The sequence below is a fragment of the Streptomyces roseifaciens genome (assembly GCF_001445655.1).
GTDB classification, from domain to species: Bacteria; Actinomycetota; Actinomycetes; order Streptomycetales; family Streptomycetaceae; genus Streptomyces; species Streptomyces aureoversilis.
In genome coordinates this window covers 1,313,672-1,338,897 of the sequence record NZ_LNBE01000004.1, presented here as the reverse complement: position 1 = coordinate 1,338,897, position 25,226 = coordinate 1,313,672, and the positions used below count along the sequence as shown (strand labels likewise).

25 protein-coding genes are annotated in these 25,226 nt (G+C 71.4%); 4 read left to right on the top strand and 21 right to left on the bottom strand.

The features are described from left to right. Positions 1 to 104: 104 nt before the first annotated feature. Positions 105 to 1,010: a 5'-3' exonuclease gene (locus AS857_RS23100; RefSeq protein WP_058045180.1), complete on the top strand. Its 906-nt coding sequence runs from the start codon at positions 105 to 107 to the stop codon at positions 1,008 to 1,010. 55 nt (positions 1,011 to 1,065) lie between these two features. Further along, a complete protein-coding gene (locus AS857_RS23095) occupies positions 1,066 to 1,914 on the top strand; it encodes a siderophore-interacting protein (RefSeq protein WP_058045179.1) in 849 nt (282 codons plus the stop codon). 128 nt (positions 1,915 to 2,042) lie between these two features. Here AS857_RS23095 and AS857_RS23090 read toward each other — a convergent pair whose 3' ends face one another. The 12 genes from AS857_RS23090 to AS857_RS23035 all read right to left on the bottom strand — a co-directional run bounded on the left by AS857_RS23090 (position 2,043) and on the right by AS857_RS23035 (position 14,369). Then, on the bottom strand, positions 2,043 to 4,871 hold the full coding sequence (locus AS857_RS23090) for a DEAD/DEAH box helicase (protein ID WP_058045178.1): 2,829 nt from the start codon (positions 4,869 to 4,871) through the stop codon (positions 2,043 to 2,045). A gap of 46 nt (positions 4,872 to 4,917) precedes the next feature. Next, the gene (locus AS857_RS23085) at positions 4,918 to 5,823 is read right to left on the bottom strand and encodes a diacylglycerol kinase (protein WP_058045177.1); all 906 of its coding nucleotides are present in this window, start codon (positions 5,821 to 5,823) and stop codon (positions 4,918 to 4,920) included. A 108-nt stretch (positions 5,824 to 5,931) separates the two neighbouring features. Then, on the bottom strand, positions 5,932 to 6,822 hold the full coding sequence (gene tatC / locus AS857_RS23080; protein ID WP_058045176.1) for a twin-arginine translocase subunit TatC: 891 nt from the start codon (positions 6,820 to 6,822) through the stop codon (positions 5,932 to 5,934). Between the two features lie 140 nt (positions 6,823 to 6,962). Continuing rightward, positions 6,963 to 7,244, bottom strand: a complete 282-nt coding sequence (gene tatA, locus AS857_RS23075; protein ID WP_058045175.1) for a Sec-independent protein translocase subunit TatA — start codon at positions 7,242 to 7,244, stop codon at positions 6,963 to 6,965. Positions 7,245 to 7,472: 228 nt separating this feature from the next. Next, positions 7,473 to 7,688 carry a hypothetical protein gene (locus AS857_RS23070; protein ID WP_058045174.1) on the bottom strand — a complete coding sequence of 72 codons (216 nt, stop codon included), beginning with the start codon at positions 7,686 to 7,688 and terminating at the stop codon, positions 7,473 to 7,475. 104 nt (positions 7,689 to 7,792) lie between these two features. Further along, positions 7,793 to 8,032 (bottom strand): hypothetical protein, encoded by a 240-nt coding sequence (locus tag AS857_RS23065; protein ID WP_058047005.1) that lies wholly within the window; start codon positions 8,030 to 8,032, stop codon positions 7,793 to 7,795. Between the two features lie 11 nt (positions 8,033 to 8,043). Then, on the bottom strand, positions 8,044 to 9,006 hold the full coding sequence (locus AS857_RS23060) for a helix-turn-helix transcriptional regulator (protein ID WP_058045173.1): 963 nt from the start codon (positions 9,004 to 9,006) through the stop codon (positions 8,044 to 8,046). A 60-nt stretch (positions 9,007 to 9,066) separates the two neighbouring features. Further along, a complete protein-coding gene (locus AS857_RS23055; protein WP_058045172.1) occupies positions 9,067 to 10,077 on the bottom strand; it encodes a helix-turn-helix transcriptional regulator in 1,011 nt (336 codons plus the stop codon). A 113-nt stretch (positions 10,078 to 10,190) separates the two neighbouring features. After that, the gene (locus AS857_RS23050) at positions 10,191 to 10,571 is read right to left on the bottom strand and encodes an FKBP-type peptidyl-prolyl cis-trans isomerase (protein ID WP_058045171.1); all 381 of its coding nucleotides are present in this window, start codon (positions 10,569 to 10,571) and stop codon (positions 10,191 to 10,193) included. A 64-nt stretch (positions 10,572 to 10,635) separates the two neighbouring features. Next, entirely contained in the window at positions 10,636 to 11,604 is a 969-nt protein-coding gene (locus AS857_RS23045; protein WP_245700435.1) for an FKBP-type peptidyl-prolyl cis-trans isomerase, read from the bottom strand. A 134-nt stretch (positions 11,605 to 11,738) separates the two neighbouring features. Further along, positions 11,739 to 13,100: a Pup--protein ligase gene (pafA, locus tag AS857_RS23040; RefSeq protein WP_058045169.1), complete on the bottom strand. Its 1,362-nt coding sequence runs from the start codon at positions 13,098 to 13,100 to the stop codon at positions 11,739 to 11,741. Between the two features lie 9 nt (positions 13,101 to 13,109). Beyond that, the gene (locus AS857_RS23035) at positions 13,110 to 14,369 is read right to left on the bottom strand and encodes an MFS transporter (RefSeq protein WP_058045168.1); all 1,260 of its coding nucleotides are present in this window, start codon (positions 14,367 to 14,369) and stop codon (positions 13,110 to 13,112) included. 121 nt (positions 14,370 to 14,490) lie between these two features. Here AS857_RS23035 and AS857_RS23030 point away from each other — a divergent pair, with 121 nt between their 5' ends. Next, the gene (locus AS857_RS23030; RefSeq protein WP_058045167.1) at positions 14,491 to 15,561 is read left to right on the top strand and encodes a LacI family DNA-binding transcriptional regulator; all 1,071 of its coding nucleotides are present in this window, start codon (positions 14,491 to 14,493) and stop codon (positions 15,559 to 15,561) included. A 92-nt stretch (positions 15,562 to 15,653) separates the two neighbouring features. Here the strand turns inward: AS857_RS23030 and prcA are convergent, their stop codons facing one another. From prcA to arc, 6 genes are all read right to left on the bottom strand, one after another. Then, on the bottom strand, positions 15,654 to 16,448 hold the full coding sequence (gene prcA / locus AS857_RS23025) for a proteasome subunit alpha (RefSeq protein WP_058045166.1): 795 nt from the start codon (positions 16,446 to 16,448) through the stop codon (positions 15,654 to 15,656). Between the two features lie 49 nt (positions 16,449 to 16,497). Next, the gene (gene prcB / locus AS857_RS23020) at positions 16,498 to 17,343 is read right to left on the bottom strand and encodes a proteasome subunit beta (RefSeq protein WP_058045165.1); all 846 of its coding nucleotides are present in this window, start codon (positions 17,341 to 17,343) and stop codon (positions 16,498 to 16,500) included. Continuing rightward, positions 17,295 to 17,483 (bottom strand): endonuclease domain-containing protein, encoded by a 189-nt coding sequence (locus AS857_RS37975; RefSeq protein WP_338058290.1) that lies wholly within the window; start codon positions 17,481 to 17,483, stop codon positions 17,295 to 17,297. The genes prcB and AS857_RS37975 overlap by 49 nt, the downstream gene beginning before the upstream one ends. 4 nt (positions 17,484 to 17,487) lie before the next feature. Next, a complete protein-coding gene (locus tag AS857_RS23015; protein WP_058045164.1) occupies positions 17,488 to 17,706 on the bottom strand; it encodes a ubiquitin-like protein Pup in 219 nt (72 codons plus the stop codon). Positions 17,707 to 17,870: 164 nt separating this feature from the next. Then, on the bottom strand, positions 17,871 to 19,382 hold the full coding sequence (gene dop, locus AS857_RS23010; protein ID WP_079110578.1) for a depupylase/deamidase Dop: 1,512 nt from the start codon (positions 19,380 to 19,382) through the stop codon (positions 17,871 to 17,873). A gap of 330 nt (positions 19,383 to 19,712) precedes the next feature. After that, positions 19,713 to 21,479, bottom strand: a complete 1,767-nt coding sequence (gene arc, locus AS857_RS23005; protein WP_058047004.1) for a proteasome ATPase — start codon at positions 21,477 to 21,479, stop codon at positions 19,713 to 19,715. Between the two features lie 357 nt (positions 21,480 to 21,836). Here arc and AS857_RS23000 point away from each other — a divergent pair, with 357 nt between their 5' ends. Further along, positions 21,837 to 22,103, top strand: a complete 267-nt coding sequence (locus AS857_RS23000; RefSeq protein WP_058047003.1) for a ferredoxin — start codon at positions 21,837 to 21,839, stop codon at positions 22,101 to 22,103. 4 nt (positions 22,104 to 22,107) lie between these two features. On the opposite strand, the gene AS857_RS22995 is transcribed toward AS857_RS23000, so the two are convergent. From AS857_RS22995 to AS857_RS22985, 3 genes are all read right to left on the bottom strand, one after another. Continuing rightward, positions 22,108 to 22,707, bottom strand: a complete 600-nt coding sequence (locus AS857_RS22995) for a hypothetical protein (RefSeq protein ID WP_058045162.1) — start codon at positions 22,705 to 22,707, stop codon at positions 22,108 to 22,110. Between the two features lie 236 nt (positions 22,708 to 22,943). Beyond that, complete coding sequence (locus AS857_RS22990) at positions 22,944 to 23,831, bottom strand: tRNA (adenine-N1)-methyltransferase (protein ID WP_058045161.1); 888 nt, start codon at positions 23,829 to 23,831, stop codon at positions 22,944 to 22,946. A 101-nt stretch (positions 23,832 to 23,932) separates the two neighbouring features. After that, on the bottom strand, positions 23,933 to 25,222 hold the full coding sequence (locus AS857_RS22985; RefSeq protein WP_107105648.1) for a site-2 protease family protein: 1,290 nt from the start codon (positions 25,220 to 25,222) through the stop codon (positions 23,933 to 23,935). Positions 25,223 to 25,226 lie beyond the last annotated feature (4 nt).

Here is a 25,226-nt window from a genome sequence, read left to right as displayed (position 1 = left end):
CAATCCGGGCAAACGGAACAGTGACCCGGTTCACATCGGCGGGGCGGGGTTGCGGGAGGCGTGTCAGTGGTCTGCGGCATGATCGACCCGTGACGCGACGCCTGATGCTCCTCGACACCGCCTCCCTGTACTTCCGCGCCTACTTCGGCGTGCCCGACTCCGTCCGCGCCCCCGACGGCACCCCGGTGAACGCGGTGCGCGGCCTGCTCGACTTCATCGCCCGCCTGGTCCAGGACCACCACCCCGACGACCTGGTGGCCTGCATGGACTTCGACTGGCGGCCCCACTGGCGGGTCGAGCTCATCCCCACCTACAAGACGCACCGGGTGGCCGAGGAGACGGAGACCGGCCCCGACGAGGAGGAGGTGCCCGACACCCTCTCCCCGCAGGTCCCGGTGATCGAGGCCGTGCTCGACGCGATCGGCATCGCCCGGGTCGGCGCCACGGGCTACGAGGCCGACGACGTGATCGGCACGCTCGCGGGCCGCGCCGAGGGCCCGGTCGACATCGTCACCGGCGACCGCGACCTCTACCAGCTGGTGGACGACCGGCGCGGGGTGCGGGTGCTGTACCCGCTCAAGGGAGTGGGCACGCTGCAGGTGGTCGACGAGGCGCTGCTGCGCGAGAAGTACGGGGTGGACGGATCCGGGTACGCGGACCTGGCGCTGCTGCGCGGCGACCCCAGCGACGGGCTGCCGGGCGTGCCGGGCATCGGCGAGAAGACGGCCGCGAAGCTGCTGGCCGCCTTCGGCGACCTGCCCGGGATCATGGCGGCCGTGGACGACCCGGCGGCGAAGCTCACCCCGGCGCAGCGCACGCGCCTGACGGAGGCCAAGCCGTATCTGGCGGTGGCCCCGAAGGTCGTACGGGTGGCGTCGGACGTCCCGCTGGCGCCCTTCGATCCGGCGCTGCCGGCCGGGCCGCGGGACCCGGAGACGCTCGACGCCCTGGCCGAGCGGTGGGGGCTGGGCGGCTCGCTGCAGCGGTTGCTGGGCGTCCTCGCCGGCTGAGCTGTTAGGTTAGGTGAACCTAACTTTTCAGGATCAGGGGATCAGGGGAGACACCATGGCAGAGCGTCCCGTCCGGCAGAGGCCGAAGCTCAACCGAGCCCGCGTAGTGCGCACCGAGCGGCTCACGCCGCACATGGTGCGCGTGGTGCTCGGCGGCGAGGGCCTCGCGGACTTCGGCGCGGGCGAGCACACCGACCACTACGTGAAGCTGCTCTTCCCCGTGCCCGGTGTCACCTATCCCGAGTCCTTCGACATGGAGATCATCCGCCGCGAGCTGCCCCACGAGCAGTGGCCGAAGACCCGCACCTACACGGTGCGCTCCTTCGACCGCGAGGCGCGCGAGCTGGTCATCGACTTCGTCGTCCACGGCGACGAGGGCCTGGCCGGCCCGTGGGCGGCCTCCGTCCGGCCGGGCGCCGAGGTGTTCTTCCGCGGCCCCGGCGGCGCGTACTCCCCCGACCCGGCCGCCGACTGGCACCTCCTGGCGGGCGACGAGAGCGCGCTGCCGGCGATCGCCGCGTCCCTGGAGCGGATCCCGGCGGGCGCGCGCGTGCACGCCTTCGTCGAGATCGCGGGCCCGGAGGACGAGCAGAAGCTGGAGCTGGCCGAGGGCGTCGAGGTCACGTGGCTGCACCGCGGCGACGCGCCCGTCGGCGAGCCCCTCGTCGCGGCCGTGCGTGCGCTCGACTTCCCCACCGGCGACGTCCAGGCCTTCGTCCACGGCGAGGCCGGCTTCGTGAAGGAGCTCCGCCGCTACCTGCGCGTGGAGCGGGAGGTGCCGCGCGAGCGCCTGTCGGTGTCGGGCTACTGGCGCCGCGGCCACGACGAGGACGGCTGGCAGGCGTCCAAGCCCGAGTGGAACCAGCAGGTCGAGACGGAGCAGGAGGGCGCGGCCGCGGCATAGCCGCGACCGGCCGCCCGCCGCCTTCCCGAGCCCCCCGCAGGGGTTTCGGGAAGGGGCGGGTCAGGGGAAAATCCCCCCGCCGCGGCGGGCAACCCCCACCGGAGGTGACCGGCGGTGCCGGGCCGGGCTCAGCCCACCGACGAGTACGCCACGACACCCCGCAGCAAGCCGTCCACCGCGCGCCGCGCATTCCGCGCCACCGTGCTGCCGTCCTGCGGCGCCGCCGCCGCGATCTGGCCCAGTACGTCGATCAGCTGCTTGCACCACCGGACGAAGTCGCCGGCCGGCATCTCGACCTCCCGCAGGACCTCGTCCAGGCCGTGCCCGGACGCCCAGCGGTACGCGGCCCAGGCGAAGCCGAGGTCCGGCTCGCGCTGGCCGACCCCCTCCGCCTGGTTGATCTTGTGCTGTTCCTCCAGGGCGTCGAGCCGGCCCCAGATGCGGACCATCTCGCCGAGGGCTTCCTTCGCCGGGCCCGTGGGCAGCTTCGGGGGCGCCGCGTCGTCGGCCATGCGCGCCTCGAAGACGAGCGCCGAGGCGCACGCCGCCAGCTCGGCCGGCTTCAGCCCCTCCCACACGCCGTCGCGCAGGCACTCGGAGGCCAGCAGGTCCAGCTCGCCGTAGAGCCGGGCGAGCCGCTTGCCGTGCTCGGTGACCTCGTTCCCGTGCAGGTAGTCCAGGTCGGTCAGGAGGGCGCAGATCCGGTCGAAGGTACGGGCGATGGTGTTCGTACGCCCCTCGATGCGCCGCTCCAGCTGGCGGGTGTCCCGCAGCAGCCGGTGGTAGCGCTCCGCCCAGCGGGCGTGGTCCTCGCGGTCGGAGCAACCGTGGCAGGGGTGCGCGCGCAGGGCGGCGCGCAGCCGGTTGATCTCGGCGTCGTCGGCGCCGGCCGCCCGGGGCTTGCGGTGCCGGTCGGGCACGATGTGGCCCGCCTTGGTGCGCAGCGCGGAGGCGAGGTCGCGGCGCGACTGCGGGGAGCGCGGGTTGAAGGACTTGGGGATCCTCATCCGCTCCAGCGGCTCGACCGGCACGGGGAAGTCCATGGGGGCGAGGCGCTTGACCTGCCGCTCGGCGGTGAGCACCAGCGGGCGCGGGCCGTCGTGGGCGTCGAAGCCGCGGTGGCGGTCGGCACGGGCGGGCGGCAGGCCGGGGTCCAGCACGAGGGCCAGGCCCGCGTACTTGCCGGTCGGGACGTGGATGACGTCGCCGGGCTTGAGCCGCTCCAGGGCCGTCGCCGCGGCGGCACGCCGCTGCACCGCGCCCTGCTTGGCCAGGTCGGTCTCACGGTCCTTCAGCTCGCGGCGCATCCGGGCGTACTCCTCGAAGTCGCCCAGGTGGCAGGTGACGGCTTCGCGGTAACCCGCCAGGCCCTCCTCGTTCTTCTGCACCTGCCGGGAGATGCCGACGACCGACTTGTCGGCCTGGAACTGCGCGAACGAGGTCTCCAGGAGCTCGCGCGAGCGGTGCCGCCCGAACTGCGAGACGAGGTTGACCGCCATGTTGTACGACGGCTTGAAGCTGGAGCGCAGGGGGTACGTGCGGGTGCCCGCGAGGCCGGCGAGCGCGGCCGGGTCCATGGCGCGCTGCCAGAGCACGACGGCGTGCCCCTCGACGTCGATGCCGCGCCGCCCGGCCCGGCCCGTCAGCTGGGTGTACTCGCCGGGGGTGATGTCCGCATGGGTCTCGCCGTTCCACTTGACGAGCTTCTCCAGCACCACCGTGCGGGCCGGCATGTTGATGCCGAGGGCCAGCGTCTCGGTGGCGAAGACGGCCTTGACCAGGCCCTTGACGAAGAGCTCCTCCACGACCTCCTTGAAGGTCGGCAGCATGCCCGCGTGGTGGGCGGCGATGCCGCGCTCCAGCCCCTCCAGCCACTCGAAGTAGCCGAGGACGTGCAGGTCCTCGTCGGGGATGGCGGCCGTGCGCTCCTCGACGATCGAGCGGACCCTGGCGCGGGCCTCGTCGTCGTTGAGCCGCAGGCCGGCGTAGAGGCACTGCTGGACGGCGGCCTCGCAGCCGGCGCGGCTGAAGATGAAGGTGATCGCGGGCAGCAGGCCCTCGGCGTCGAGGCGCTCGATGACCTCCGGGCGGCCGGGCGTCCAGATGCGGCTGCGCTGGCGGCGCTCGCGCTCGCGGTCGGCCTCGCGCACCATCTTGCCGCGGCGGCGCTCGCGCGGGTTGTAGGTGCGGCTGTTCTCCATGCGGGCCATGCGCAGCAGGTCGGGGTTGACCTCGCGCCGCGCGGCGCCGCGGCCGCCGTGGTCCGTCTCCTCCTCGAAGAGGTCGTACATCCGCCGGCCGGCGAGCACGTGCTGCCACAGCGGGACGGGCCGCTCCTCGGAGACGATGACCTCGGTGTCGCCGCGCACGGTGTCCAGCCAGTCGCCGAACTCCTCGGCGTTGGAGACGGTGGCCGACAGGGAGACCAGGGTCACCGACTCCGGGAGGTGGATGATGACCTCCTCCCAGACGGCGCCGCGGAAGCGGTCGGAGAGGTAGTGCACCTCGTCCATGACCACGTGGCCCAGGCCGATGAGAGCCTGGGAGTTGGCGTAGAGCATGTTGCGCAGGACCTCGGTGGTCATCACGAGCACCGGGGCGTCGGCGTTGACGCTGTTGTCGCCGGTCAGCAGGCCGACCTTGGCGGCGCCGTAGCGCTTGACGAGATCGCTGTACTTCTGGTTCGACAGCGCCTTGATGGGCGTCGTGTAGAAGCACTTGCGGCCCTGCGTGAGGGCCAGGTGGACGGCGAACTCGCCCACGATGGTCTTGCCCGAACCGGTCGGCGCGGCGACCAGCACACCCTTCCCGCCCTCCAGGGCCTTGCAGGCGTCTATCTGGAAGGGGTCGAGTTCGAATTCGTACATCTCGCGGAACGGTGCGAGCGCGGTGGCCTGCTCGGCGGCGCGCACCCGTGACAGGGCGTAGCGCTCAGCAGGGGACATGTCGTCGGTCATCTTGTCTACGAGCCTACCGGTGACCCCCGACAGCGCACCCGATCTTTTATGCAGCCTTTTCCGCAGTTCCGAGCAGGCGCACGGCCTCCGGTACGGTCTCGGCGGTCAGCGGCAGCGGGCCGAGTGGCTCGCCGTCCGCCCAGCCGGTGAGCCCGGCTGCGGACAGTGACACCTTGGCGACGCGGTGCACGGTGACCGCGGGGTGGCCGAGGTGGGTGCCGCGGTAGACCCGGGGGAAGACCTTGAGCAGCGTGGAGCGGCTGCACGGGCCGACGACGGTGATGTCGAACAGCCCGTCGTCCATGCGGGCGTCCGCGCAGATGCGCATGCCCCCGCCGTACGAGGAGCTGTTGCCGACCGCGACGAGGGTCGCCTCGATCTCCTGCTCCGGGCCGTCGTCCAGCCGGATCCGGTACGGGATGGGGCGCAGCGCGGCCAGCTCGGCGAGCAGGGCCACGTCGTAGCGCAGCCGGCCGGTGGGGAAGCGCAGCCGGTTGCCGCGGTCGTTGACGCGCGAGTCGAAGCCGGAGGCGAGCACCGTCGCGAAGTACGTGCCGCCGGCCCGGCCGAGGTCCACCGGGCGGCCGCCGTCGCCCTTGAGCGACCGGGCTATGAGCCGGCCGGCCGCTGCGGGGTCGCGGACGGGCAGCCCCGCGGCGCGGGCGAAGTCGTTGCCGGTGCCGGCGGCCACCACGCCGAGCGGGACGGGGGTGCCGGCGACGGCCTGGAGGGCCAGCGAGACCATGCCGTCTCCGCCGACGGCGATCAGCGCGCCGGTGCCGCCCGCCACGGCCTCGCGGGCCCGGCGCAGGGCTTCGGCGGCGTTCTCGCCGAGGACGGTGCGCACGGAGAACCCGGCGGCCCGCAGCGCCCGGGCGGCCGGCTGGGCGGCGGCCGCCCCGCGCCCGCGGCCTGCCGCCGGGTTGACGAAGAGCGTGATGTCGCTGGTCACCCGCCGGACCCTATCGGGTCGGGATGCGCCGCGGGGCGGCCGCTGCATCAGCGGCCGCCCCGCGGCGGTGTCCGTACGGCGCGCTCCGTCCGAGCGCGCCGGCCCGGGTCACGTCACGTCGTCGTAGCTGTTGCGGGCCGCGGGGCTGTGGCCGTCGCCGGACCGCTCGTGCAGGGCCGGCATCGGCTCGGAGTCGCCGACGGACTGCGGGGTCAGGTCCAGGGGAGCGGCCTCGTCGTCGGACAGCAGCCGGTCGGGGTTGCGGCGCACGCGGCGCTTGTCGTTGAGCATCGAGAAGCCCACCGCGCCGAAGTACAGGATGATGATCGGCACGGCCAGGATGCACATGCCGAACGGGTCGGTGCTGGGGGTCGCGATCGCACCGAAGACGAAGACGCCCATGACGACGCCGCGCCACCACTTGATCATGGTCTTGCCGGTGACCATCCCGGCGATGTTCATCATGACCAGGAGCAGCGGCAGCTCGAAGGCGAGGCCGAAGACGAGGATCATCCGGACGGTGAAGTCGAGGATGTCGTCGAGGTTGAGGGTGTTGGCCGCGGAATCGGGTGTGATCTTCAGCAGCACCCGCATGCTCATCGGCATGATCTCGTAGGCCAGGTAGGCACCGGCGACGAAGAGGGGAGCGGCCGTCGCCACGAAGGCGATCGTGTACTTCTTCTCGTTCTTGTGCAGACCCGGGGCGAGGAACGCCCACAGCTGGTAGAGCCAGATCGGCGAGGAGACGGTGACGCCCGCGAGCAGGCACACCTTCACGATCGTCGTGAACGGCGAGGCCAGGCTGTTGAACACCACGACCGCGCAGTTGCCGCCGTGGCTCTGCGCCAGGTCACGGCCCGGGCACTTGGGAACGGGACTCGAGAGGAAGTCCGTGAGCTGCTTCTGGTAGAACGCCGCGACGATGGCCACCACGACGATCGCGATGACCGCCTTGGCCAGCCTGTTGCGCAGCTCACGCAGGTGCTCCGCGAGCGGCATCCGCCCCTCGGGGTCCTTCTCCTTCTTGCGGGCAGACTTGGGCAACCCACGTCCCTATCTCGTGCGGCAGACGGACGCCCCGCGGGCGGCCGCCTCGATCGTCCCTGAAAAAGTGCTGCTCAGCGCCTGTTCGGCGCTGCTCAGTGCTGCGTGGAGCGGTCGCTCGGCTCGGTGACCGGACGCGCGCCGGCCACATCGCCGGGAGCCGCCTTGATCGTACGCGGGGCCTGGGCGGCGGGCGGGTCGGCCGGGGCGGAGGCGTTGTCCTGGCCCTCCGACTTCATGGCCTTCGCCTCGCTCTTGAGGATGCGGGCGGACTTGCCGAGGGAACGCGCCATGTCCGGGAGCTTCTTCGCACCGAACAGCAGGACGATGACGACGAGAATGAGGATGATCTCGGGGGCGCCGAGCCTACCGAACATTTGCGTTTACCTTCTCACCGAGGCGGCATGGGGTGGGGTACTGCCGACTGATCGGACATTTGTCCATCAGCCGTACGGCAGCGATCGTAACGCGCAGGGGTAAACGCTGGGCAATCCCCTTGCGTACTCCCGGATGCGGCCCCCCGCCTCGTCGCCGGGGCCGCCGAAACAGCGTACCGCCCGGTCAGCGGCCCCAGGAGAGAGCGGGAGCGACGTTGTCAGAACCGCTCATTCCTGGCGCAAAGTGTGCGCGGCCTGCGCACTCGCCGCGGCGAGCGGCGTCGCGGCCCGCTCCAGGTCCTCCGCGGCCCGGCTGATCCGCTGTGAGCTCTCCGACACCTGGCGCGCCAGCCGCCGCACTTCGACCAGCACCCGGGCGGCCAGCACCCCGAGGACGGCGATCCCCAGGAAGGCGAGGGCGACGGCGAGCATGGGCCAGAACATGAGGTGAACCTATCGGGATGTCGGAATGGCTCAAAACAACTGTTTATCGGAGTGTTTCGTACGGACTGTGTTCGTACGCACCGGGCCCGGCACTGGGCTGGGGCTCACACCGTCGAGTGCAGCCGCAGCGTCCGCACCCCGCCGCCGGTCAGCAGCTCGACGATCCGCTCCCCCGCCGGCTTGCGCACCGCGGAACCGCAGTCCGGGCAGGTGAAGGAGTAGAAGGTGGTCCGCCGGCTGCCGCCGATCGCCAGCCGCAGCGCACTCGCGGCCAGCTCGAAGCGGCCGCGGCAGTCGGGGCAGGCCGCCTTGAACAGCGCGGCCCCCGGCACTCTCCCGTCCATCGGGTCCACCCTCACTCCCCGTACGCCGCAAGGGCCTCGCGGGCCGCGTCCCGCGCGCTGACCGCCAGCCCGGCCGGCGAGACGATCCGCCCGTCGCCGCCGAGCCGCAGCGCGAGCCGGCGCAGCGAGGCCGGGTCCGGGGTGCGCAGCGTGATCCGCAGGCCTCCGTCGGGCCGCTCCTCGGCACTGTCGTGCGGGTAGTACTCGGCGACCCAGCGGCCGCCGGGGCCCACCTCGATCACGACCTCCGGGTCCTCCGCGGCCGGCTGCACGAGCCCCTCGGACAGGTCCCGCAGCTCGACCGGCGGCGGATCGGACGGCTCGTCGAGCAGCCGGATTTCGGCCACCCGGTCCAGGCGGAAGGTGCGCCGGGCCTCCGACAGCCGGCACCACGCCTCCATATAGGTGTGGCCCACGACGAACAGCCGGACGGGGTCGACCTCACGCTCGGTGAGCTCGTCGCGCGCGGGCGAGTAGTACTTGATCCACACGCGGCGGCGCTCGGCGATCGCCCGGTCGACGTCGGCGAAGACGCCGCCCTCGGACTCGAAGGTCACCGACAGCCGGGAGCTCGCACCCGCCGCCTCGCCGGCCGCGGCCTCGATCTTGGCGGTGGCGCGCACCAGCGCCTGCCGGTCGCTCTCCCGCAGACCGGGCAGCGTGGCCACCGCGCGGGCGGCCACCAGCAGGGCCGTGGCCTCGTCCGCGGCCAGCCGCAGGGGCTCGCCCGTGCTGTTGCCCGAGGCGTCCGGGTTGTGCCACCAGATGCGGTCGCCGTCGGTGTCGATGTCCAGCAGGTCACCGCCGCGGAAGCTGGTGCCGCACATCGGCAGGACGTCGAGGTCGCCGATCAGCTCGTCCTCGGTGATCCCGAAGGCGCGCGCCACGTCGGTGACCCGGGCGCCGGGGCGCTCCCGCAGATAGGTGACCAGCGACAGCATCCGCCGCGTCTGATCAATGGCGTTTCCGGCCATCAGAAGTCGGTCCGTTCCTCTCAGCCCTCGTCGCGGGCCCTTCGGCCCGTATCCGCTGTCTCAGCCCTTGGCCACGGCGCGCAGCCGGTCGAGCACCTCGGCCCGCAGCTCCGCCGGTTCCAGCACCACCACGTCCGGGCCGAACTCCACCAGCCACGCGTCCAGCCCGTGCCCGTAGGGGATCTTCAGCTCGTCCCAGCCGTCGCCCAGCCCCCGCGTGGCCAGGGCCCGGGCCCGCAGCGGATACCCGTGGTCCGCCCGCACCTTGATCAGGGCCGTGCTCGTCGCCGTCTCGCCGGCCCAGCGCTCGACGGTCTCGCGGACCGTCACGTGGTCGGGCACCGGAGCGGTGAAGGGGATGCCCCGCGACCGCACCTTGCCGGTGATCCGGGACAGCCGGAAGACGCGCTCCGCCTTGCGGTCGCGGTCCCAGCCCGCCAGGTACCAGTGGCCGCGCCAGCACTCCAGCGTCCACGGCTCGACGTGCCGCTGCTCGGGGCGGGCCGAATTCGCCTTGCGGTAGTCGAAGACGACCGGGCGCCGGTCGCGCGCGGCCAGCATCAGCGGCTCGAAGGCCGCCTCGTGGACCGGGATCCGCGTCTCCAGGGCGCTGTTGCCGTAGACCTCTTCCGCGAGCGGCATGCCGGCGGCCCGCAGCTTCTGCAGCGCCCCGCTGGCCGCGGCGGCCAGGCGGGCCTGCTGCCACACGCTGGCGGCCAGGCCCAGGGCGGCCGCCTCCTCGACGTCCAGCGTGATGGGGGGCAGGCGGTTGCTGTCGCGGCGGGCCAGATAGCCGGTCTCGCCGTCGACGCTCTCCACCGTCTCGATGATCAGGCCCAGCTCGCGCAGATCGTCCTTGTCGCGCTCGAACATGCGGTTGAAGGCGTCTTCGCTGCCCGCGGCGTTGTCCGGGGCCCCGGAGGCCGTGCCGGAGGCCGCACCGTTCCCCGGCCCGAAGGCTTCGAGGTAGGCCTCGATGGAGCCCCTGAGCTCCCGCTTGCTCAGCGGACGGCGCGTCCCCAGCAGGCACAGCGCCAGGTTCATCAGCCGCTCGGCCTTGGCAATCGCCATCGACGCCCTCTCTACTTGTGCTCTCAACCGCTGACCGTACCGCTCCGGCCTTCAAGCGCAAAAGCCGAGGCCCCACGCCCGCAGGCGTGGGGCCTCGGCCCGCGAAGAAGGGGTCAGCCCTTGACGGCGACCAGGTCGCAGACGAAGATCAGCGACTCGCCCGGGGCGATGCGGCCACCGCCGGCACCGCGGTCGCCGTAGGCCAGGTGCGGCGGGATGACCAGCTTGCGGCGGCCGCCCACCTTCATGCCCTGGATGCCCTGGTCCCAGCCCGCGATGACCTGGCCGGCGCCGAGCTGGAACTCCAGCGGCGTGCCACGGTTCCAGCTGGCGTCGAACTCCTCGCCGGTGGAGAAGGCCACGCCCACGTAGTGGACCTGGGCCAGCTGGCCGGCCTTGGCGACCTGGCCGTCGCCCTCCCAGATCTCGGTGATCTCCAGGTCAGTGGGCTCCGGGCCCTCGGGAAAATCGATCTCGGGCTTGTCGATGCTCACGAAAGTGCTCCTACGAACGAATCTTGTAGACAACCGTGCAATTCTGGCAGATCCCGGTCAAAGATCAGACCTTGCCCACGATATCGACGACGAACACCAGCGTGTTCTTGTCCAGGCCGCTGCCGGCCTGTCCCTCGTAGCCCAGCTTCGGCGGGATCACCAGCTCGACCCGGTCCCCGACGTGCTTGCCGACCAGGCCCTTGTCCCAGCCCTGGACGACCGAGCCGGTGCCGATCTGGAAGCTCGTCGCCCCCGAGTGGTCCCAGGAGGAGTCGAACTTCTTGCCGTCCTCCCACTTCACCCCGGTGTACTGGGCGATCAGCCCCTCACCCGCCTTGATCTCCGGGCCGTTGCCCTTGATCAGCACCTGCTCCTTGAGGTCCGAGGGCGCCTTGGTGTCCTTGGGAATGGTGATCTCCGCAGCCTTCTGCGGGAGGACCTTCACCTCGGGCATGCCCTCGTCCGGCTTGGCCTGGTCGCCCTTGACCTCGCTCTTCGGGTCGACCTTCTGCGCGCCCACCACGTCGACGACCCAGACCAGGCCGTCCTCCGGCTCCAGGCCCAGCTGCGGATTGACCTGCTCGCCGATGGTCTCCTTCACCGTGCCCAGGACCTCGACCCGGCTGCCGGCCCGCTGGCCGATCACGGCGTCGGCCACCTTCGCGGGCACCTGCTGGCCCGGCTGGCCCGCGGCGAAGACGTCCTGGCGGCGCACGTCCTTGCCACCCGGCGTCTGCCCCTGGCTCGACCAGGAGCCGCCCAGCGGCTTGTCGTCCTTCATGCTCTGCACGGCGAAGTCGAGACGGACGAAGCTGCCCTTCTCGACCTTGTCGCCCTTGCCCTCCGACAGCGTCTTCACAGTGAGCTCGTCGCCCGGCTTCGAACCCTTCTCCACCGAGATCTCGGGCTTCTGGCCGAAGTCCCCCTTCACCGAGACCTTCGCCTCGGACGAGCCTTTGTCATCACCGCACGCGGCGGCGGAGAACAGCAGGACAGGCACGGCCAGCGCCGCGGCCAGGCGACGCGTGTTCATCGTGAGGTTCATCAGTCCAACTCGGGCTAGGGGGTGGCAGAGCAGTGCCCGCCACTTTACGGCCTGATCCTGTGTGATCAACCCTGCCCGACACGGTGGTACGCCGGGCCCCGCGGCCCGGCGCACCCGCCCGTTCACATCCCTGCGATCAGCTTCTCCACCCGGTCGTCCACCGACCGGAACGGGTCCTTGCACAGCACCGTCCGCTGCGCCTGGTCATTGAGCTTCAGGTGCACCCAGTCGACCGTGAAGTCGCGCCGCTGCTCCTGTGCGCGGCGGATGAAGTCGCCCCGCAGCCGGGCCCGCGTCGTCTGCGGGGGCACGGACTTGCCCTCGAAGATCTTCAGGTCGTTGCACACCCGGGCCGCCTGGCCGCGCTTCTCCAGCAGGTAGTACAGCCCGCGGCGGCGGTGGATGTCGTGGTACGCGAGGTCTATCTGCGCGACCCTCGGGTGCGACATGGTGATGTTGTTCTTCGCGCGGTAGCGCTCGATGAGCTGGTACTTCATCACCCAGTCGATCTCGGTGGAGATCCGGTCCAGGTCCTCGTCCCGGACGGCCTCCAGGGTGCGGCCCCACAGCTCCAGGACCCGCTCCACCGTGCCCGTGCGGATGCCGCGGCGCTCGCAGAAGTCCACGGCCTTCTCGTAGTACTCCTGCTGGACCTCCAGGGCCGAGGCCTCGCGCCCGCTCGCGAGCCGGACCTTCCGCCGGCCCGTGATGTCGTGGCTGACCTCGCGGATGGCCCGGATCGGATTCTCCAGCGTGAGGTCGCGCATCACCGTGCCCGCCTCGATCATGCGCAGCACCAGGTCCGTCGCGCCGACCTTCAGCAGCATCGTCGTCTCGGACATGTTGGAGTCGCCGACGATGACGTGCAGGCGGCGATAGCGCTCGGCGTCGGCGTGCGGCTCGTCCCGGGTGTTGATGATCGGGCGGGAGCGGGTGGTCGCCGAACTGACGCCCTCCCAGATGTGCTCCGCGCGCTGGCTGACGCAGTAGACCGCGCCGCGGGGCGTCTGCAGGACCTTCCCCGCCCCGCACAGCAGCTGCCGCGTCACCAGGAAGGGGATGAGGATGTCCGCAAGACGCGAGAACTCCCCGTGCCGCGCGACGAGATAGTTCTCGTGGCAGCCGTAGGAGTTCCCGGCGGAGTCGGTGTTGTTCTTGAAGAGGTAGACGTCGCCCGCGATCCCCTCCTCGTGCAGGCGCCGCTCGGCGTCGACGAGCAGACCCTCGAGAATGCGCTCCCCGGCCTTGTCGTGGGTGACCAGCTCGACCACGCTGTCGCACTCCGGAGTTGCGTATTCGGGGTGCGAACCCACATCCAGGTAGAGACGCGCTCCGTTGCGCAGGAAGACATTGCTGCTGCGGCCCCAGGAAACGACACGGCGGAAGAGGTAGCGCGCCACTTCGTCAGGCGACAGCCGGCGCTGTCCCCTGAAGGTGCACGTGACGCCGTACTCGTTCTCCAGCCCGAAAATGCGGCGGTCCATGCCTGAACATTACGCCTGATGCCCTGCGCTGAAACCGGGTTCGACCGCACCGTTCCGATCATTTTCCGACCGGGCCACGATGGGCGAGGGGGTCGCGGGAGCCTGCAGCCACCGGCGGGCCGCCACCATGACGAGCAGCGCCGCCGCGCCGCCGCCCACGGCGACCAGGTACCCCGCCCGCGCACCGCCGCTCTGGACCGCCGGGCCGACCACGCCGGAACCGATGGCGGCGCCCACGCCGAAGGAGGTCACCAGCCAGGAGAAGGCCTCCGTGACGGTACCGCGCGGCGCGTGCCGGTCCACGACGACGAAGGCACAGGCCAGACAGGGCGCCAGGAAGATGCCGGCCACACCGGCGAGCACCGTCATCATCACGGTGCCCGGGACCACCAGCAGCGGCAGGTAGCAGACCGCGAGCCCGGCCACGAGGAGGCGCAGGCGCTGCTCCGGCGTGCCCGGCCACTGGCGGTGGCCGTAGACCGTGCCGCCGATGAGGGCGCCCACGCCGATCGCGGAGAGGATGTACCCGGCGGTGGTGTCGTTCCCGGCGTCCTTGCCGTAGGCGATCGCCGCCACGGCGATCGAGCCCAGCGCGGTGCCGATGAAGAAGAACGTGCCGAGGACGACACGCAGTCCGGGCGAGCGCAGAGCGCCCAGCCAGTGGGCCTCGCGCGGCGCGCTGCGCCACTCCCGCGAGGGCCGCGAGGTGACGACGGCGAGCGCGCCCAGGGCGCCGAGGGCGTTGATCACGAACAGTGCGGCGGCCGGGGACCACACGGCGACCATGCCCGAGATGATCAGCGGGCCGACGACGTACATGAGCTCCTGGGCGATGGCGTCCAGGGAGTACGCGGCGTGAATCCGCTCCTCGCTCTTGAGGACCGAGGGCCACAGCGCCCGCAGGCCGCCCTCCAGCGGCGGGGTGAAGAATCCGGACACCACCATGGCCGCGTACGCTAGGAAGGCCGGCTCCGGGCCGGTGACGGCGAAGACCGCCATGCCGAGCGCGGCCATCAGGGCCGACGGGAGCATGACGCGGGGCTGGCCGTAGAGGTCGACGGCCCGGCCCAGCAGGGGCTGGCCGACGGCGTTCGCCACACCGTAGACGGCGGACAGCGCTCCGGCGAACGCGAAGCTGCCGCCCTCGGCGAGGACGAAGAGCGGGATCGCGAGCGCGGCCGTGGCATTCGGCAGGCGGCCCACCAGCGTGCCTGTGAGCAGGCGCGCGGCGTGCCGCGTTCTGAGCATCTCGCCGTAGCCGGCCGCCATCGGTGACTTCCTCTCTTCCCCGAGCCTCGGGTTTTACGTATAACTAGAAGCGTCATACGTATCATGGCCGCAGCCCGCGGGTCCAACCGCCGCAGGCTGGGGCATAGGGGAGGCACCGACAGTGACCAGCGGCGACGAGACGACGCAGCGCCGCGACGAGCGGTGGCCCACGGCCCGCGGCCCCCGCGCCGGGGCCCGCGCCACCAGCCGCGACGTCGCCCGGGCCGCAGGCGTCTCCCAGGCCACGGTCTCCCTCGTCATGGGCGAGAAGTGGCGGGGCCGGGTCTCCGAGCGCACCGCCGAGGGCGTCCGCTCCGCCGCCCGCAGCCTGGGCTACCGCCCCAACCTCGCCGCCCGCGACCTCCGCCTCGGCCGCACCCGCACGGTCCTGCTCGTCGTCCCGGCGCTGACCAACGAATTCTTCGCCCGGGTCCACACCGGCGTCGTCCGCGTGGCCCGCGAGCACGGCCTCGGCGTCGTTCTCTACCTCTCCCCCGAGGGCACCGGCCCGGCCCGCGACCCGTTCGCCTCCGCCAGCGCCACCCTCGACGGCGTCCTCGCCTCCTCGATGGCCGCCGAGGCGCTCGGCGCCATCCGGGGCGGCGGCCTCCCGCTCGTCATGCTCGACAGCGACCCCGGGCACGAAGGCGCCTCCGCCACCGTCAATCCCGAGATCGCCGACGGCATGCGCCAGGTCGCGGAGCACCTGCTGGGCCTCGGCCACCGGCGGTTCCTGCACCTCGCCTCGGACATCGACACCTGGACGTTCCGGGTCCGCGCCCGGGCGCTGGCCGAGGCCCTGCGCGGGACGGAGGGCGCGGCGGTGCGGACGGAGCGGGCGCCCCTGACCGTCGCCGACGGGCTGCGCGCCACCGAGAGGGCCCTCGCCGAGCCAGGCCACCGCCCCACCGCCATCGTCTGCGACGACGACGTCCTCGCCGCGGGCGCGTGCAAGGCCGCCCGCCGGCTGGGCCTGCACGTGCCCGCCGACCTCTCCGTCACCGGCTTCACCGACCTGGCCCTCGCCACGGCCGTCGAGCCCGAGCTCACCACCGTGCAGCTGCCGGCCGAAGCGGTCGGCGAGGCCGGCATGCGCGCCCTCGTGGCCGTCCTCGACGGGCGGCCGCCGGCCCCCGAGGCCCTCCCGGTCCGGCTCGTCACCCGCGGCACCACGGCCTACGCCCGCCCGTAGCGCCCGCAGCCCGGCAGCGCCCGGGCGGCGAAAGCCGTGCGCCCCGCCGGGATGATCCGACGGGGCGCACGGTGTGACAGCAGGCAGAAGAATCAGCTCTCGGAGGAAGCCGCTCCGCCCTCCTCGGACGAACCCTCCGGCTCGTCACCGGACTCGGCGGCACCGGAGGCGGCCGCGCCGGTGGGCGTGCCCTCCTCCAGCAGACGCGACAGCTGACGGCCCAGCAGCCGCTTGAACTTCCGCTGCTGCGGCCGCGTCCGGTCCAGGACGGCGACCTCCAGCTGCTCGGAGGTGAGCGTGCGCTCGCCGCCGTTGTTGTCGCGGGTGAGGGACTCGACCGCGAGCTTCAGCGCCTCCGAGAGGGTCATTCCGTCGCGGTGCCGCTGATCGAGGTAATTGCTGATCTGATCGGCATTGCCACCGACGGCGACCGAACCGTGCTCATCCACGATCGAGCCGTCGTGCGGCAGCCGGTAGATCTGATCGTCCTCGGGAGCCGCGCCGACCTCGGCGACGATCAGCTCCACCTCGTAGGGCTTCTCGGCGGCGCTGGAGAAGATCGAACCCAGCGTCTGTGCGTAGACATTGGCCAGGCCACGGGCCGTGACGTCGTCCCGGTCGTAGGTGTAACCCCGCAGATCCGCGTAGCGCACACCGCCGATCCGCAGGTTCTCGAATTCGTTGTACTTGCCGACCGCTGCGAAGGCGATCCGGTCGTAGATCTCGCTGACCTTGTGCAGCGCCCGGGACGGGTTCTCGGCAACGAAGACAACGCCATCGGTGTACTGGAGCACCACGACACTGCGGCCGCGCGCGATGCCCTTGCGGGCGTACTCGGCGCGGTCGGCCATGGCCTGCTGAGGAGATACGTAGAACGGCGTCGACACCGGTTATCCGTCCCTTTCTGTCAATGAGGGGTACATGCTGACCGAGGCCTCAGAGGAGGGCGGCCCGGGGGCCGTCCGGCTCCTGGAGGCGCCGGTCGTGGATCGCCCGGACGATCTCGGAGCACTCCGCCTCGGTGAGCTTTCGGAACCCCTCGTCGGTGATGACGGTGACGATCGGATAGATACGCCGCGCAAGATCCGGTCCGCCGGTCGCGGAGTCGTCGTCGGCGGCGTCGTAGAGGGCCTGGACGACGAGCGTGAGGGTCTGACTCTCCGTCAGATCCTCACGGAAGAGCTTCTTCAGCGACCCCCGGGCGAAGACCGAGCCCGAGCCGGTGGCGGCGAAGCCGTGCTCCTCCGAGCGCCCGCCGGTCACGTCGTAGGAGAAGATCCGGCCCTTCTGGCGGTCCACGTCCCAGCCGGCGAAGAGCGGCACCACGGCCAAGCCCTGCATGGCCATGCCGAGGTTGCCACGGATCATCGTCGACAGCCGGTTCGCCTTGCCCTCCAGCGAGAGCTGAACCCCTTCGACCTTCTCGAAGTGCTCCAGCTCCAGCTGGAAGAGCTTGACCATCTCCACGGCCAGACCGGCCGTGCCGGCGATGCCCACCGCCGAGTACTCGTCGGCCGGGAAGACCTTCTCGATGTCGCGCTGGGCGATGACGTTGCCCATCGTGGCCCGCCGGTCACCGGCCAGCACCACACCGCCGGGGAACGACGCCGCGACGATCGTCGTGCCGTGCGGGATCTCCACGGCGCCCTGCACCACGGGGAGCGTCCGGTTGCCCGGGAGCAGCTCCGGGGAGTGCGAGGCCAGGAAATCCATGAACGACGAGGAGCCGGGGGTCAGGAAGGCAGCCGGCAGATGCCCGGTGCTACGAGTGTTGGCTTCCACACGTTTCCTTCCACGTATGCAGCGGCCCGCCCCATGACGTCCGCTCGATCCTTGAACCGCCCCAGGGCCGCGTCGGAGCTGGGGCACAGTACGTCACGGACCTTACCGGTCCCATGATCATGATCGACAGGCGCAGGCAGCCGCCTACTCGCCGCCCTTCTGGACGAAGGAGCGCACGAAGTCCTCGGCGTTCTCCTCGAGGACGTCGTCGATCTCGTCGAGCACGGAGTCGACGTCGTCCGACAGCTTCTCCTGCCGTTCCTTGAGGTCCTCCGAGACCTGCGCGTCCTGCGCCTGCTCCTCGACGTCCTCTGTGGATCGCGTGGCCTTCTGCTGACCGCCGCCGGTGTCCTTGGTCGCCATATCCCTCACCCCGCTCGGTTCGACGTACAAGATCGGACGTACTCAGTCGTACTCAGCCCTGCAAGATCAGACCCTACAAGCAGGGTCCGACATCGGCCCTGTACTTGCTACAACGTCCCGGAACCACGGTGATGATTCCCTGAACGCCGTCCTCTCAGACCTGCTCAGCCCCCGGAGAGCACCCGGACCAGCTCCTCCGCGGTGCGGCAGCGGTCCAGGAGCTCCTTGACGTGGTTGCGCGTGCCGCGCAGCGGCTCCAGGGTGGGCACCCGCTGCAGGGAGTCACGGCCCGGGAGGTCGAAGATCACCGAGTCCCAGGAGGCCGCGGCCACGTCGTCCGCGTACTGCTCCAGGCAGCGGCCGCGGAAGTAGGCCCGCGTGTCCTCGGGCGGGACCGTGCGGGCGCGCTCCACCTCGGTCTCGTCCAGCAGCCGCTTCATCTTGCCGCGGGCCGCGAGCCGGTTGTACAGGCCCTTGTCCGCCCGGACGTCCGCGTACTGCAGGTCCACCAGGTGCAGGCGGGCCGCGTCCCAGCCCAGGCCGTCGCGGCGGCGGTAGCCCTCCAGGATCTCCCGCTTGGCCACCCAGTCCAGCTCGCCGGCCAGGCTCATCGGATCGTGCTCCAGCCGGTTCAGCACGTCCTCCCAGCGGCCGAGCACGTCCTTGGTCTGCTCGTCGGCGTCCGCCCCGAAGCGGTTCTCGACGTACTTGCGGGCCAGCTCGTAGTACTCCATCTGGAGCTGTACGGCGGTGAGCGTGCGGCCGCTGCGGAGCGTGATGAGGCGTTGCAGGGTGGGGTCGTGGCTGACCTGGTGGAGGGTGCGCACGGGCTGGTCGACGGCGAGGTCGGAGACGATGAAGCCGTCCTCGATCATGGACAGGACCAGGGCGGTCGTGCCCAGCTTGAGGTAGGTCGAGATCTCCGAGAGGTTGGCGTCGCCGATGATCACGTGGAGCCGGCGGTACTTCTCGGCGTCGGCGTGCGGCTCGTCGCGGGTGTTGATGATCGGCCGCTTGAGCGTGGTCTCCAGGCCCACCTCGACCTCGAAGTAGTCCGCGCGCTGGCTGAGCTGGAAGCCGTGCTCGTGGCCGTCCTGGCCGATGCCGACGCGGCCGGCGCCGGTGACCACCTGGCGGCAGACGAAGAAGGGCGTCAGGTGGCGCACGATGTCCGAGAAGGGGGTCTCCCGCTTCATCAGGTAGTTCTCGTGGGTGCCGTAGGACGCGCCCTTGTTGTCGGTGTTGTTCTTGTAGAGGTGGATCGGCTGGGCTCCGGGCAGCTGGGCGGCGCGCTCGGCGGCCTCGGCCATGATCCGCTCGCCGGCCTTGTCCCACAGGACGGCGTCCCGGGGATTGGTGATCTCCGGGGAGCTGTACTCGGGGTGGGCGTGATCGACGTAGAGTCGCGCGCCGTTGGTCAGGATGACGTTGGCGAGGCCGATGTCCTCGTCGGTGAGCTGGCTGGAGTCCGCGGCTTCGCGGGCGAGGTCGAAGCCCCGGGCGTCCCGCAGCGGGTTCTCCTCCTCGAAGTCCCAGCGGGCGCGTCGCGCCCGGTGCATCGCCGCGGCGTAGGCGTTGACGATCTGGGACGAGGTGAGCATGGCATTGGCGTTCGGGTGACCGGGGACGGAGATCCCGTACTCCGTCTCAATGCCCATTACTCGCCGTACGGTCATGCGGCCCTCCTTGCCCGGCGGCGCCCCCTGGTGGGGTCGGCGCTCAAGTACCGCTGCGCATCCGGTCCGTGTCCGGCCCTCGATCCCCCATCGCGCTGTGCGGCGGTATCGAAGAGCCTAGAACGGCTTTGCGGCGGTGGGGAGATCATTACAGTCATTGCTCCGGTTCGTGGCGTACCCGGGCCATGGGCGCTCCCCGTGGCGAAATCCTGGCGAGAAACCCGTCGGAAAACGACGCGGGCGGCGGGAAAACACATCCGGCCGCGGTTGTCCCGGGGTGTGCCCCCGCCGGGGCGGGGGGCACGGGACATCCGCAGCCGGACGATGGTGCTACAGGTACTGGCCGGTATTGGCCACCGTGTCGATGGAGCGGCCGGTGTCGGCGCCCTGCTTCCCGGTGACGAGGGTGCGGATGAAGACGATCCGCTCGCCCTTCTTGCCGGAGATCCGGGCCCAGTCGTCCGGGTTGGTGGTGTTGGGCAGGTCCTCGTTCTCCTTGAACTCGTCGACGCAGGCGGCGAGCAGGTGGGAGACGCGCAGACCCTTCTGGTTGTGGTCGAGGAAGGCCTTGATGGCCATCTTCTTCGCCCGGTCCACAATGTTCTGGATCATGGCGCCGGAGTTGAAGTCCTTGAAGTAGAGGACTTCCTTGTCGCCGTTGGCGTAGGTGACCTCGAGGAAGCGGTTCTCCTCGGACTCGGCGTACATCTGCTCGACGACCGACTGGATCATGCCCGCCACGGCGGCCTTGGGGTCGCCCCCGTGCTCGGTGAGGTCGTCCGCGTGGATGGGCAGGGTCCGGGTCAGGTACTTCGAGAAGATGTCCTTGGCGGCCTCGGCGTCCGGGCGCTCGATCTTGATCTTCACGTCGAGGCGGCCGGGGCGCAGGATCGCCGGGTCGATCATGTCCTCCCGGTTGGAGGCGCCGATCACGATCACGTTCTCCAGGCCCTCGACGCCGTCGATCTCCGAGAGGAGCTGGGGGACGATGGTGTTCTCGACGTCCGAGCTGACCCCGGATCCGCGGGTGCGGAAGAGGGAGTCCATCTCGTCGAAGAACACGATGACCGGGGTGCCCTCGCTCGCCTTCTCCCGGGCGCGCTGGAAGATCAGCCGGATGTGCCGCTCGGTCTCCCCGACGTACTTGTTGAGGAGCTCGGGGCCCTTGATGTTGAGGAAGAAGCTCTTCCCCGCGGGCTTGCCGGTGACCTCGGCGACCTTCTTGGCAAGGGAGTTGGCGACGGCCTTGGCGATGAGCGTCTTGCCGCAGCCGGGCGGGCCGTACAGCAGCACGCCCTTGGGCGGCCGCAGTTCGTGCTCCTTGAAGAGGTCGGGGTAGAGGTAGGGGAGCTCGACCGCATCGCGGATCAGCTCGATCTGGTTCCCCAGACCGCCGATCTTGGTGTAGTCGATGTCCGGGACCTCTTCGAGGACGAGTTCCTCGACCTCGCTCTTCGGGATGATCTCGTAGACGTAGCCGGATCGGGGTTCGAGGAGCAGGGCGTCCCCGGGGCGGATGGTGGTGTCCAGCAGCGGCTCGGCGAGCCTCACCACCCGCTCCTCGTCGGTGTGCCCGATGACCAGGGCACGCTCGCCGTCCTCGAGGATCTCCTTGAGGGTGACGATGTCCCCGGCTCGTTCGAACTCCATGGCTTCGACCACGTTGAGCGCTTCGTTGAGCATGACCTCCTGGCCCCGCCGGAGGTCCTCGAGGTCGACGCTGGGGCTGACGTTCACCCGGAGCTTGCGGCCCCCGGTGAAGATGTCGGCCGTGTCGTCGTCGTTGGCCTTGAGGAAGACTCCGAAGCCGGCCGGCGGCTGCGCGAGCCGGTCGACCTCCTCCTTGAGGGCGACGATCTGGTCGCGCGCCTCGCGGAGGGTGTTGGCGAGCCGCTCGTTCTGAGCGGACACTCCGGCCAGGTTGGTCTGGAGCTCGACGATCCGCTCTTCGAGAATCCTCGTGTGACGCGGAGAGTCGGCGAGCTTGCGCCGCAGGACGGCGATCTCCTGCTCGTAATAGGCAACCTGGCTCGCGAGGTCGTCGGACGCTCGTCCCGGCCGGATGCCGCGGTTCATGTCGTCGTCGTGGGCTGCCACGGTCCTCACCTCCTCCAAGGGGAGCTGGACGCTTCCTGACCCTACCTGGGCCGGTGCAGGTTGAAACCCCTAGATCACAAACCCGGTCGGAGTGTGTCCGATCTTCACCCTTGCGCACGTCCCCACAGCAGGGGAATACCCACCCATCAACATCGGAAAGCGGGCGGTTGTATCGTCGAGTCGGTCAACACCCGTCAGGGCTGGCTCCAATTGATTCACGTACGCAGGAAACGGCAGGGCGAGATGACCGTGCAGAACGACGACCGCGCGGAGGCGGCCGGGGTCCCGGTGGCCCCGGGGGCCACGGCGACCGCAGCGGACGGCCCGGGCCCCGCCCCGGAGGCCGACGGAGAGGCCCTGGAGGTCTGGATCGACCAGGACCTGTGCACGGGGGACGGGATCTGCGCCCAGTACGCGCCCGAGGTCTTCGAGCTGGACATCGACGGCCTGGCGTATGTGAAGAGCGCCGACGACGAGCTGCTGCAGGAGCCGGGCGCGACGACGCCCGTGCCGCTTCCCCTGCTCACGGATGTCCGCGACTCGGCCAAGGAGTGCCCGGGCGACTGCATTCATGTCCGCCGCATTTCGGACAAGGTGGAGATCTACGGCCCGGACGCCGGGTAACGGATCACACACTCCCCGCTACGGGCATCGGGCGGAGGACGAACTTGCCGTTCTTCCAGTGCCATTCGACGGTCCGGCTCATGTCCGGGCAGCAACGGGGCACGCTCGGGCCGGAGTAGCCGAGCAGAGTGGCCGAAACGGTGCCCCGGGTGACGGTGAGACCGGTGACGGTCATCTTCTCCCCGGGGTCCACGAGGGTGGCCAGGACACGGGGCCGCCCGCCCGGCTCGCGGGGCGCGGCGAGGACGTAGACGCCGCTGGGCGGAGTGCCGCCCCCGGCGCGGCAGCGCACGACGGCCACCGTCTCCGGCCGGCCGTCGCCGTCGAGGTCGCTGGTGACCTGCTGGACGACGTCGGGTCCGCCGCCGGGGCCGCAGCGCAGGGGGAAGCGGGCCGCGAGCTGTGCGCGGGTCTCGGCGGTCGCGGCGGAGGCGGCGGCCGGAGCGGGCGCGGGATCCTCGCGCGGGCCGGCGACGACCGCGGCCGCGACGACGGCGGCCAGGGCCGCGGCGGTGGCCAGCCAGTGGCCGGGCCCGGAGCGGGTGTGCGGCCGGCGCGCGGCGGGCTCAGGGGCGGGACGGGCACTGTCTGCCGGTGGCTGCACGCGCGCTGACTCCTGTGGCGGTGGCTGCGGGGATGCGGAATCGATCAGCATCGTGCCACACCCCCGCGTACCGGGGAACAGCGGGCACGCCGGTGGAGGGCGTGCGAAAAGGCCGGGCGGGTGACGCCGCGGCGGGCCCGGCGGACGGGCCTAACGAAGAGGCGCCGCCCCCGAGTTCCCCGCGGTGCGGGGTCCCGGTGGCGGCGCCCGGCGTGCCGTGCACGCGATGACGGGGGTCAGCCCTTGTTGGGGCCCTCGTAGTCGTCGCCGTAGGCGCCCTTGGCGGGCCGGCGGCGGCGCATCGGCGGCTCGACGCCGTCCGCGAGGCGGCGGGCGGTGACGAGGAAGCCGGTGTGGCCGATCATGCGGTGGTCCGGCCGGACGGCGAGTCCCTCGACGTGCCAGTTGCGGATCATCGACTCCCAGGGCTGCGGCTCGGCGAAGCAGCCGATCTCGCGGATGGACTCGACGGTCCGGGCGAGCTGGGTCGTGGTCGCCACGTAGCAGCAGAGGATGCCGCCGGGGACGAGCGCCTTGGAGACGGCCTCCAGGCACTCCCAGGGGGCGAGCATGTCGAGGATGACCCGGTCGACGTCGGTGTCGGACAGGTTGTCCTGCAGGTCGCCGACCGTGAGCTGCCAGGCGGGGTGCGGGCCGCCGAAGTAGCGCTCGACGTTCGCCTGGGCGATCTCGGCGAAGTCCGCGCGGCGCTCGTAGGAGTGCAGCATGCCCTGGTCACCGATGGCGCGCAGCAGGAAGGCGCTGAGCGAGCCGGAGCCCACTCCGGCCTCGACGACGCGCGCGCCGGCGAAGATGTCGGCGAAGGCCAGGATCTGCCCCGCGTCCTTGGGGTAGACCACGGCGGCGCCGCGGGGCATGGACAGGACGTAGTCGGGGAGCAGGGGGCGCAGCGCGAGGTAGGCGACGTTTCCCGTGGTACGGACAACACTGCCTTCGGGGGCACCGATCAGCTCGTCGTGGGGGAAGGCACCCTTGTGGGTGTGGAACTGCTTCCCGGCTTCGAGCGTGAAGGTGTAGTGGCGTCCCTTGGGGTCGGTGAGCTGGACCTGGTCCCCGACCTGGAAGGGCCCGCGACGGCGGGCGGCACCGGTCGGTTCGGACATGTGACCAGCCTACCCGTCATCCGGCGGGGCTACGGACACGGCGGCGCCCGCCGGGGCGCGGCGTGCGGCACCGGTCCGGCGGGGCGTGCGGCCGTGAGCGGTCAGGAGGGCGTACGGGACATCGCGGCCACGAAGGCCCGCTCGACGTCGGTGGTGGCCAGCACGCCGTAGACCTCCCCCGTCGCCTCCACCACCAGGTACTCCGTGGCGGGTGTGGCGCGCAGGGTGTCGAGGAGCTCCTCGCCGGAGAGGTCGGCGGAGACGCGCATGCCGTCCTTGAGGTCCTGGGCGAGGGCGCTGACCGCGACCCAGGGGCGGCGGTGCTCGGGGACGCCGACGATGGCGGCCTCCCGGACCAGCGCGGTGGGGTTGCCCCGGCCGTCGACGACGACCAGGGCGCGGGCGCCGGCCTCCCCGGCGCGGCGCAGGGCCTCGGACAGGGGCGTGGCGGCCTGCACGGGGACGGCGCGGCGGGTGAGGGTGCGGGCGCTCAGGCCGGGGAGGCGTTCGCGCAGGCGGGCCATGCGGAGGCTGTTGCCGGCGCCGGTCCAGATGATGGCGGCGAGGATGGCCGCGAGCAGGGCGTCGGTGAGGGAGTCGAGGCCGCCGAGGTCGTCCCCGGAGGCGCCGATGCCGCCGGCGCGGGCGAGCAGCGGAAGGCCGATCAGGACGGCGACCGCGAGGGCGCGGCCGATCCAGGCTGCGGCGACCGTGCCGGTCATGGGCTTGCCGCTGATCTTCCAGACGACGGCGCGGAGCATGCGGCCGCCGTCGAGCGGGAGCCCGGGCAGCAGGTTGAAGGCCGCGACGAGGAGGTTGGAGACCATCAGGCCGGCCAGCAGGACGCCGGGGACGGTGCCGGGCTCGACGACGAGCATGCCGAGGTAGAAGAGGCCCGCGAGGACCAGGGAGAGGAGGGGGCCGACGAAGGCGAGGACGAATTCGCGGCCTGGGGTCTCGGTCTCCTTCTCGATCTCGGAGACGCCGCCGAAGAACTGGAGCTGGATGCGCCGTACGGGGAGCTTGAAGCGCAGTGCGGCGACGGTGTGGGCGAGCTCGTGGACGAGGACCGAGGCGTAGAAGGCGACGGCGAAGAAGAGGGAGACCAGGTAGCGCGCGCGGCCCAGCTCGGGCAGGACGCGGTCGAGCTGGCCGCCGAAGACCCAGGTGATGAGGGCGGCGACGAGGAACCAGCTGGGGGCCACGTAGACGGGCACGCCGAAGGGGCGGCCCATGAGGATGCCGCCGCCCTCGCGGGGGCGCTCGGGGCGGTCCCCGGGCTGCTGCCGGTCACCGGCGCCCCCGCCGCCGGACCTGCTCTGCCCGCTGTTGTCCACGGTGTCCCCTCGTCCGATGCGGCCCTCGCAGGCGACCGGCGGTCTCCCGATCATGCTG

What these genes read in the sequence shown, in the direction of transcription:
- AS857_RS23100 (WP_058045180.1), top strand. Translation starts at nt 105, where the DNA reads ATGCTCCTCGACACCGCCTCCCTGTACTTCCGCGCCTACTTCGGCGTG.
- AS857_RS23095 (WP_058045179.1), top strand. Translation starts at nt 1,066, where the DNA reads ATGGCAGAGCGTCCCGTCCGGCAGAGGCCGAAGCTCAACCGAGCCCGC.
- AS857_RS23090 (WP_058045178.1), bottom strand. Translation starts at nt 4,871, where the DNA reads ATGACCGACGACATGTCCCCTGCTGAGCGCTACGCCCTGTCACGGGTG.
- tatC (WP_058045176.1), bottom strand. Translation starts at nt 6,822, where the DNA reads ATGCCGCTCGCGGAGCACCTGCGTGAGCTGCGCAACAGGCTGGCCAAG.
- tatA (WP_058045175.1), bottom strand. Translation starts at nt 7,244, where the DNA reads ATGTTCGGTAGGCTCGGCGCCCCCGAGATCATCCTCATTCTCGTCGTC.
- AS857_RS23070 (WP_058045174.1), bottom strand. Translation starts at nt 7,688, where the DNA reads ATGTTCTGGCCCATGCTCGCCGTCGCCCTCGCCTTCCTGGGGATCGCC.
- AS857_RS23065 (WP_058047005.1), bottom strand. Translation starts at nt 8,032, where the DNA reads ATGGACGGGAGAGTGCCGGGGGCCGCGCTGTTCAAGGCGGCCTGCCCC.
- AS857_RS23060 (WP_058045173.1), bottom strand. Translation starts at nt 9,006, where the DNA reads ATGGCCGGAAACGCCATTGATCAGACGCGGCGGATGCTGTCGCTGGTC.
- AS857_RS23055 (WP_058045172.1), bottom strand. Translation starts at nt 10,077, where the DNA reads ATGGCGATTGCCAAGGCCGAGCGGCTGATGAACCTGGCGCTGTGCCTG.
- AS857_RS23045 (WP_245700435.1), bottom strand. Translation starts at nt 11,604, where the DNA reads ATGAACACGCGTCGCCTGGCCGCGGCGCTGGCCGTGCCTGTCCTGCTG.
- pafA (WP_058045169.1), bottom strand. Translation starts at nt 13,100, where the DNA reads ATGGACCGCCGCATTTTCGGGCTGGAGAACGAGTACGGCGTCACGTGC.
- AS857_RS23035 (WP_058045168.1), bottom strand. Translation starts at nt 14,369, where the DNA reads ATGGCGGCCGGCTACGGCGAGATGCTCAGAACGCGGCACGCCGCGCGC.
- AS857_RS23015 (WP_058045164.1), bottom strand. Translation starts at nt 17,706, where the DNA reads ATGGCGACCAAGGACACCGGCGGCGGTCAGCAGAAGGCCACGCGATCC.
- dop (WP_079110578.1), bottom strand. Translation starts at nt 19,382, where the DNA reads ATGACCGTACGGCGAGTAATGGGCATTGAGACGGAGTACGGGATCTCC.
- AS857_RS22990 (WP_058045161.1), bottom strand. Translation starts at nt 23,831, where the DNA reads ATGTCCGAACCGACCGGTGCCGCCCGCCGTCGCGGGCCCTTCCAGGTC.
- AS857_RS22985 (WP_107105648.1), bottom strand. Translation starts at nt 25,222, where the DNA reads ATGATCGGGAGACCGCCGGTCGCCTGCGAGGGCCGCATCGGACGAGGG.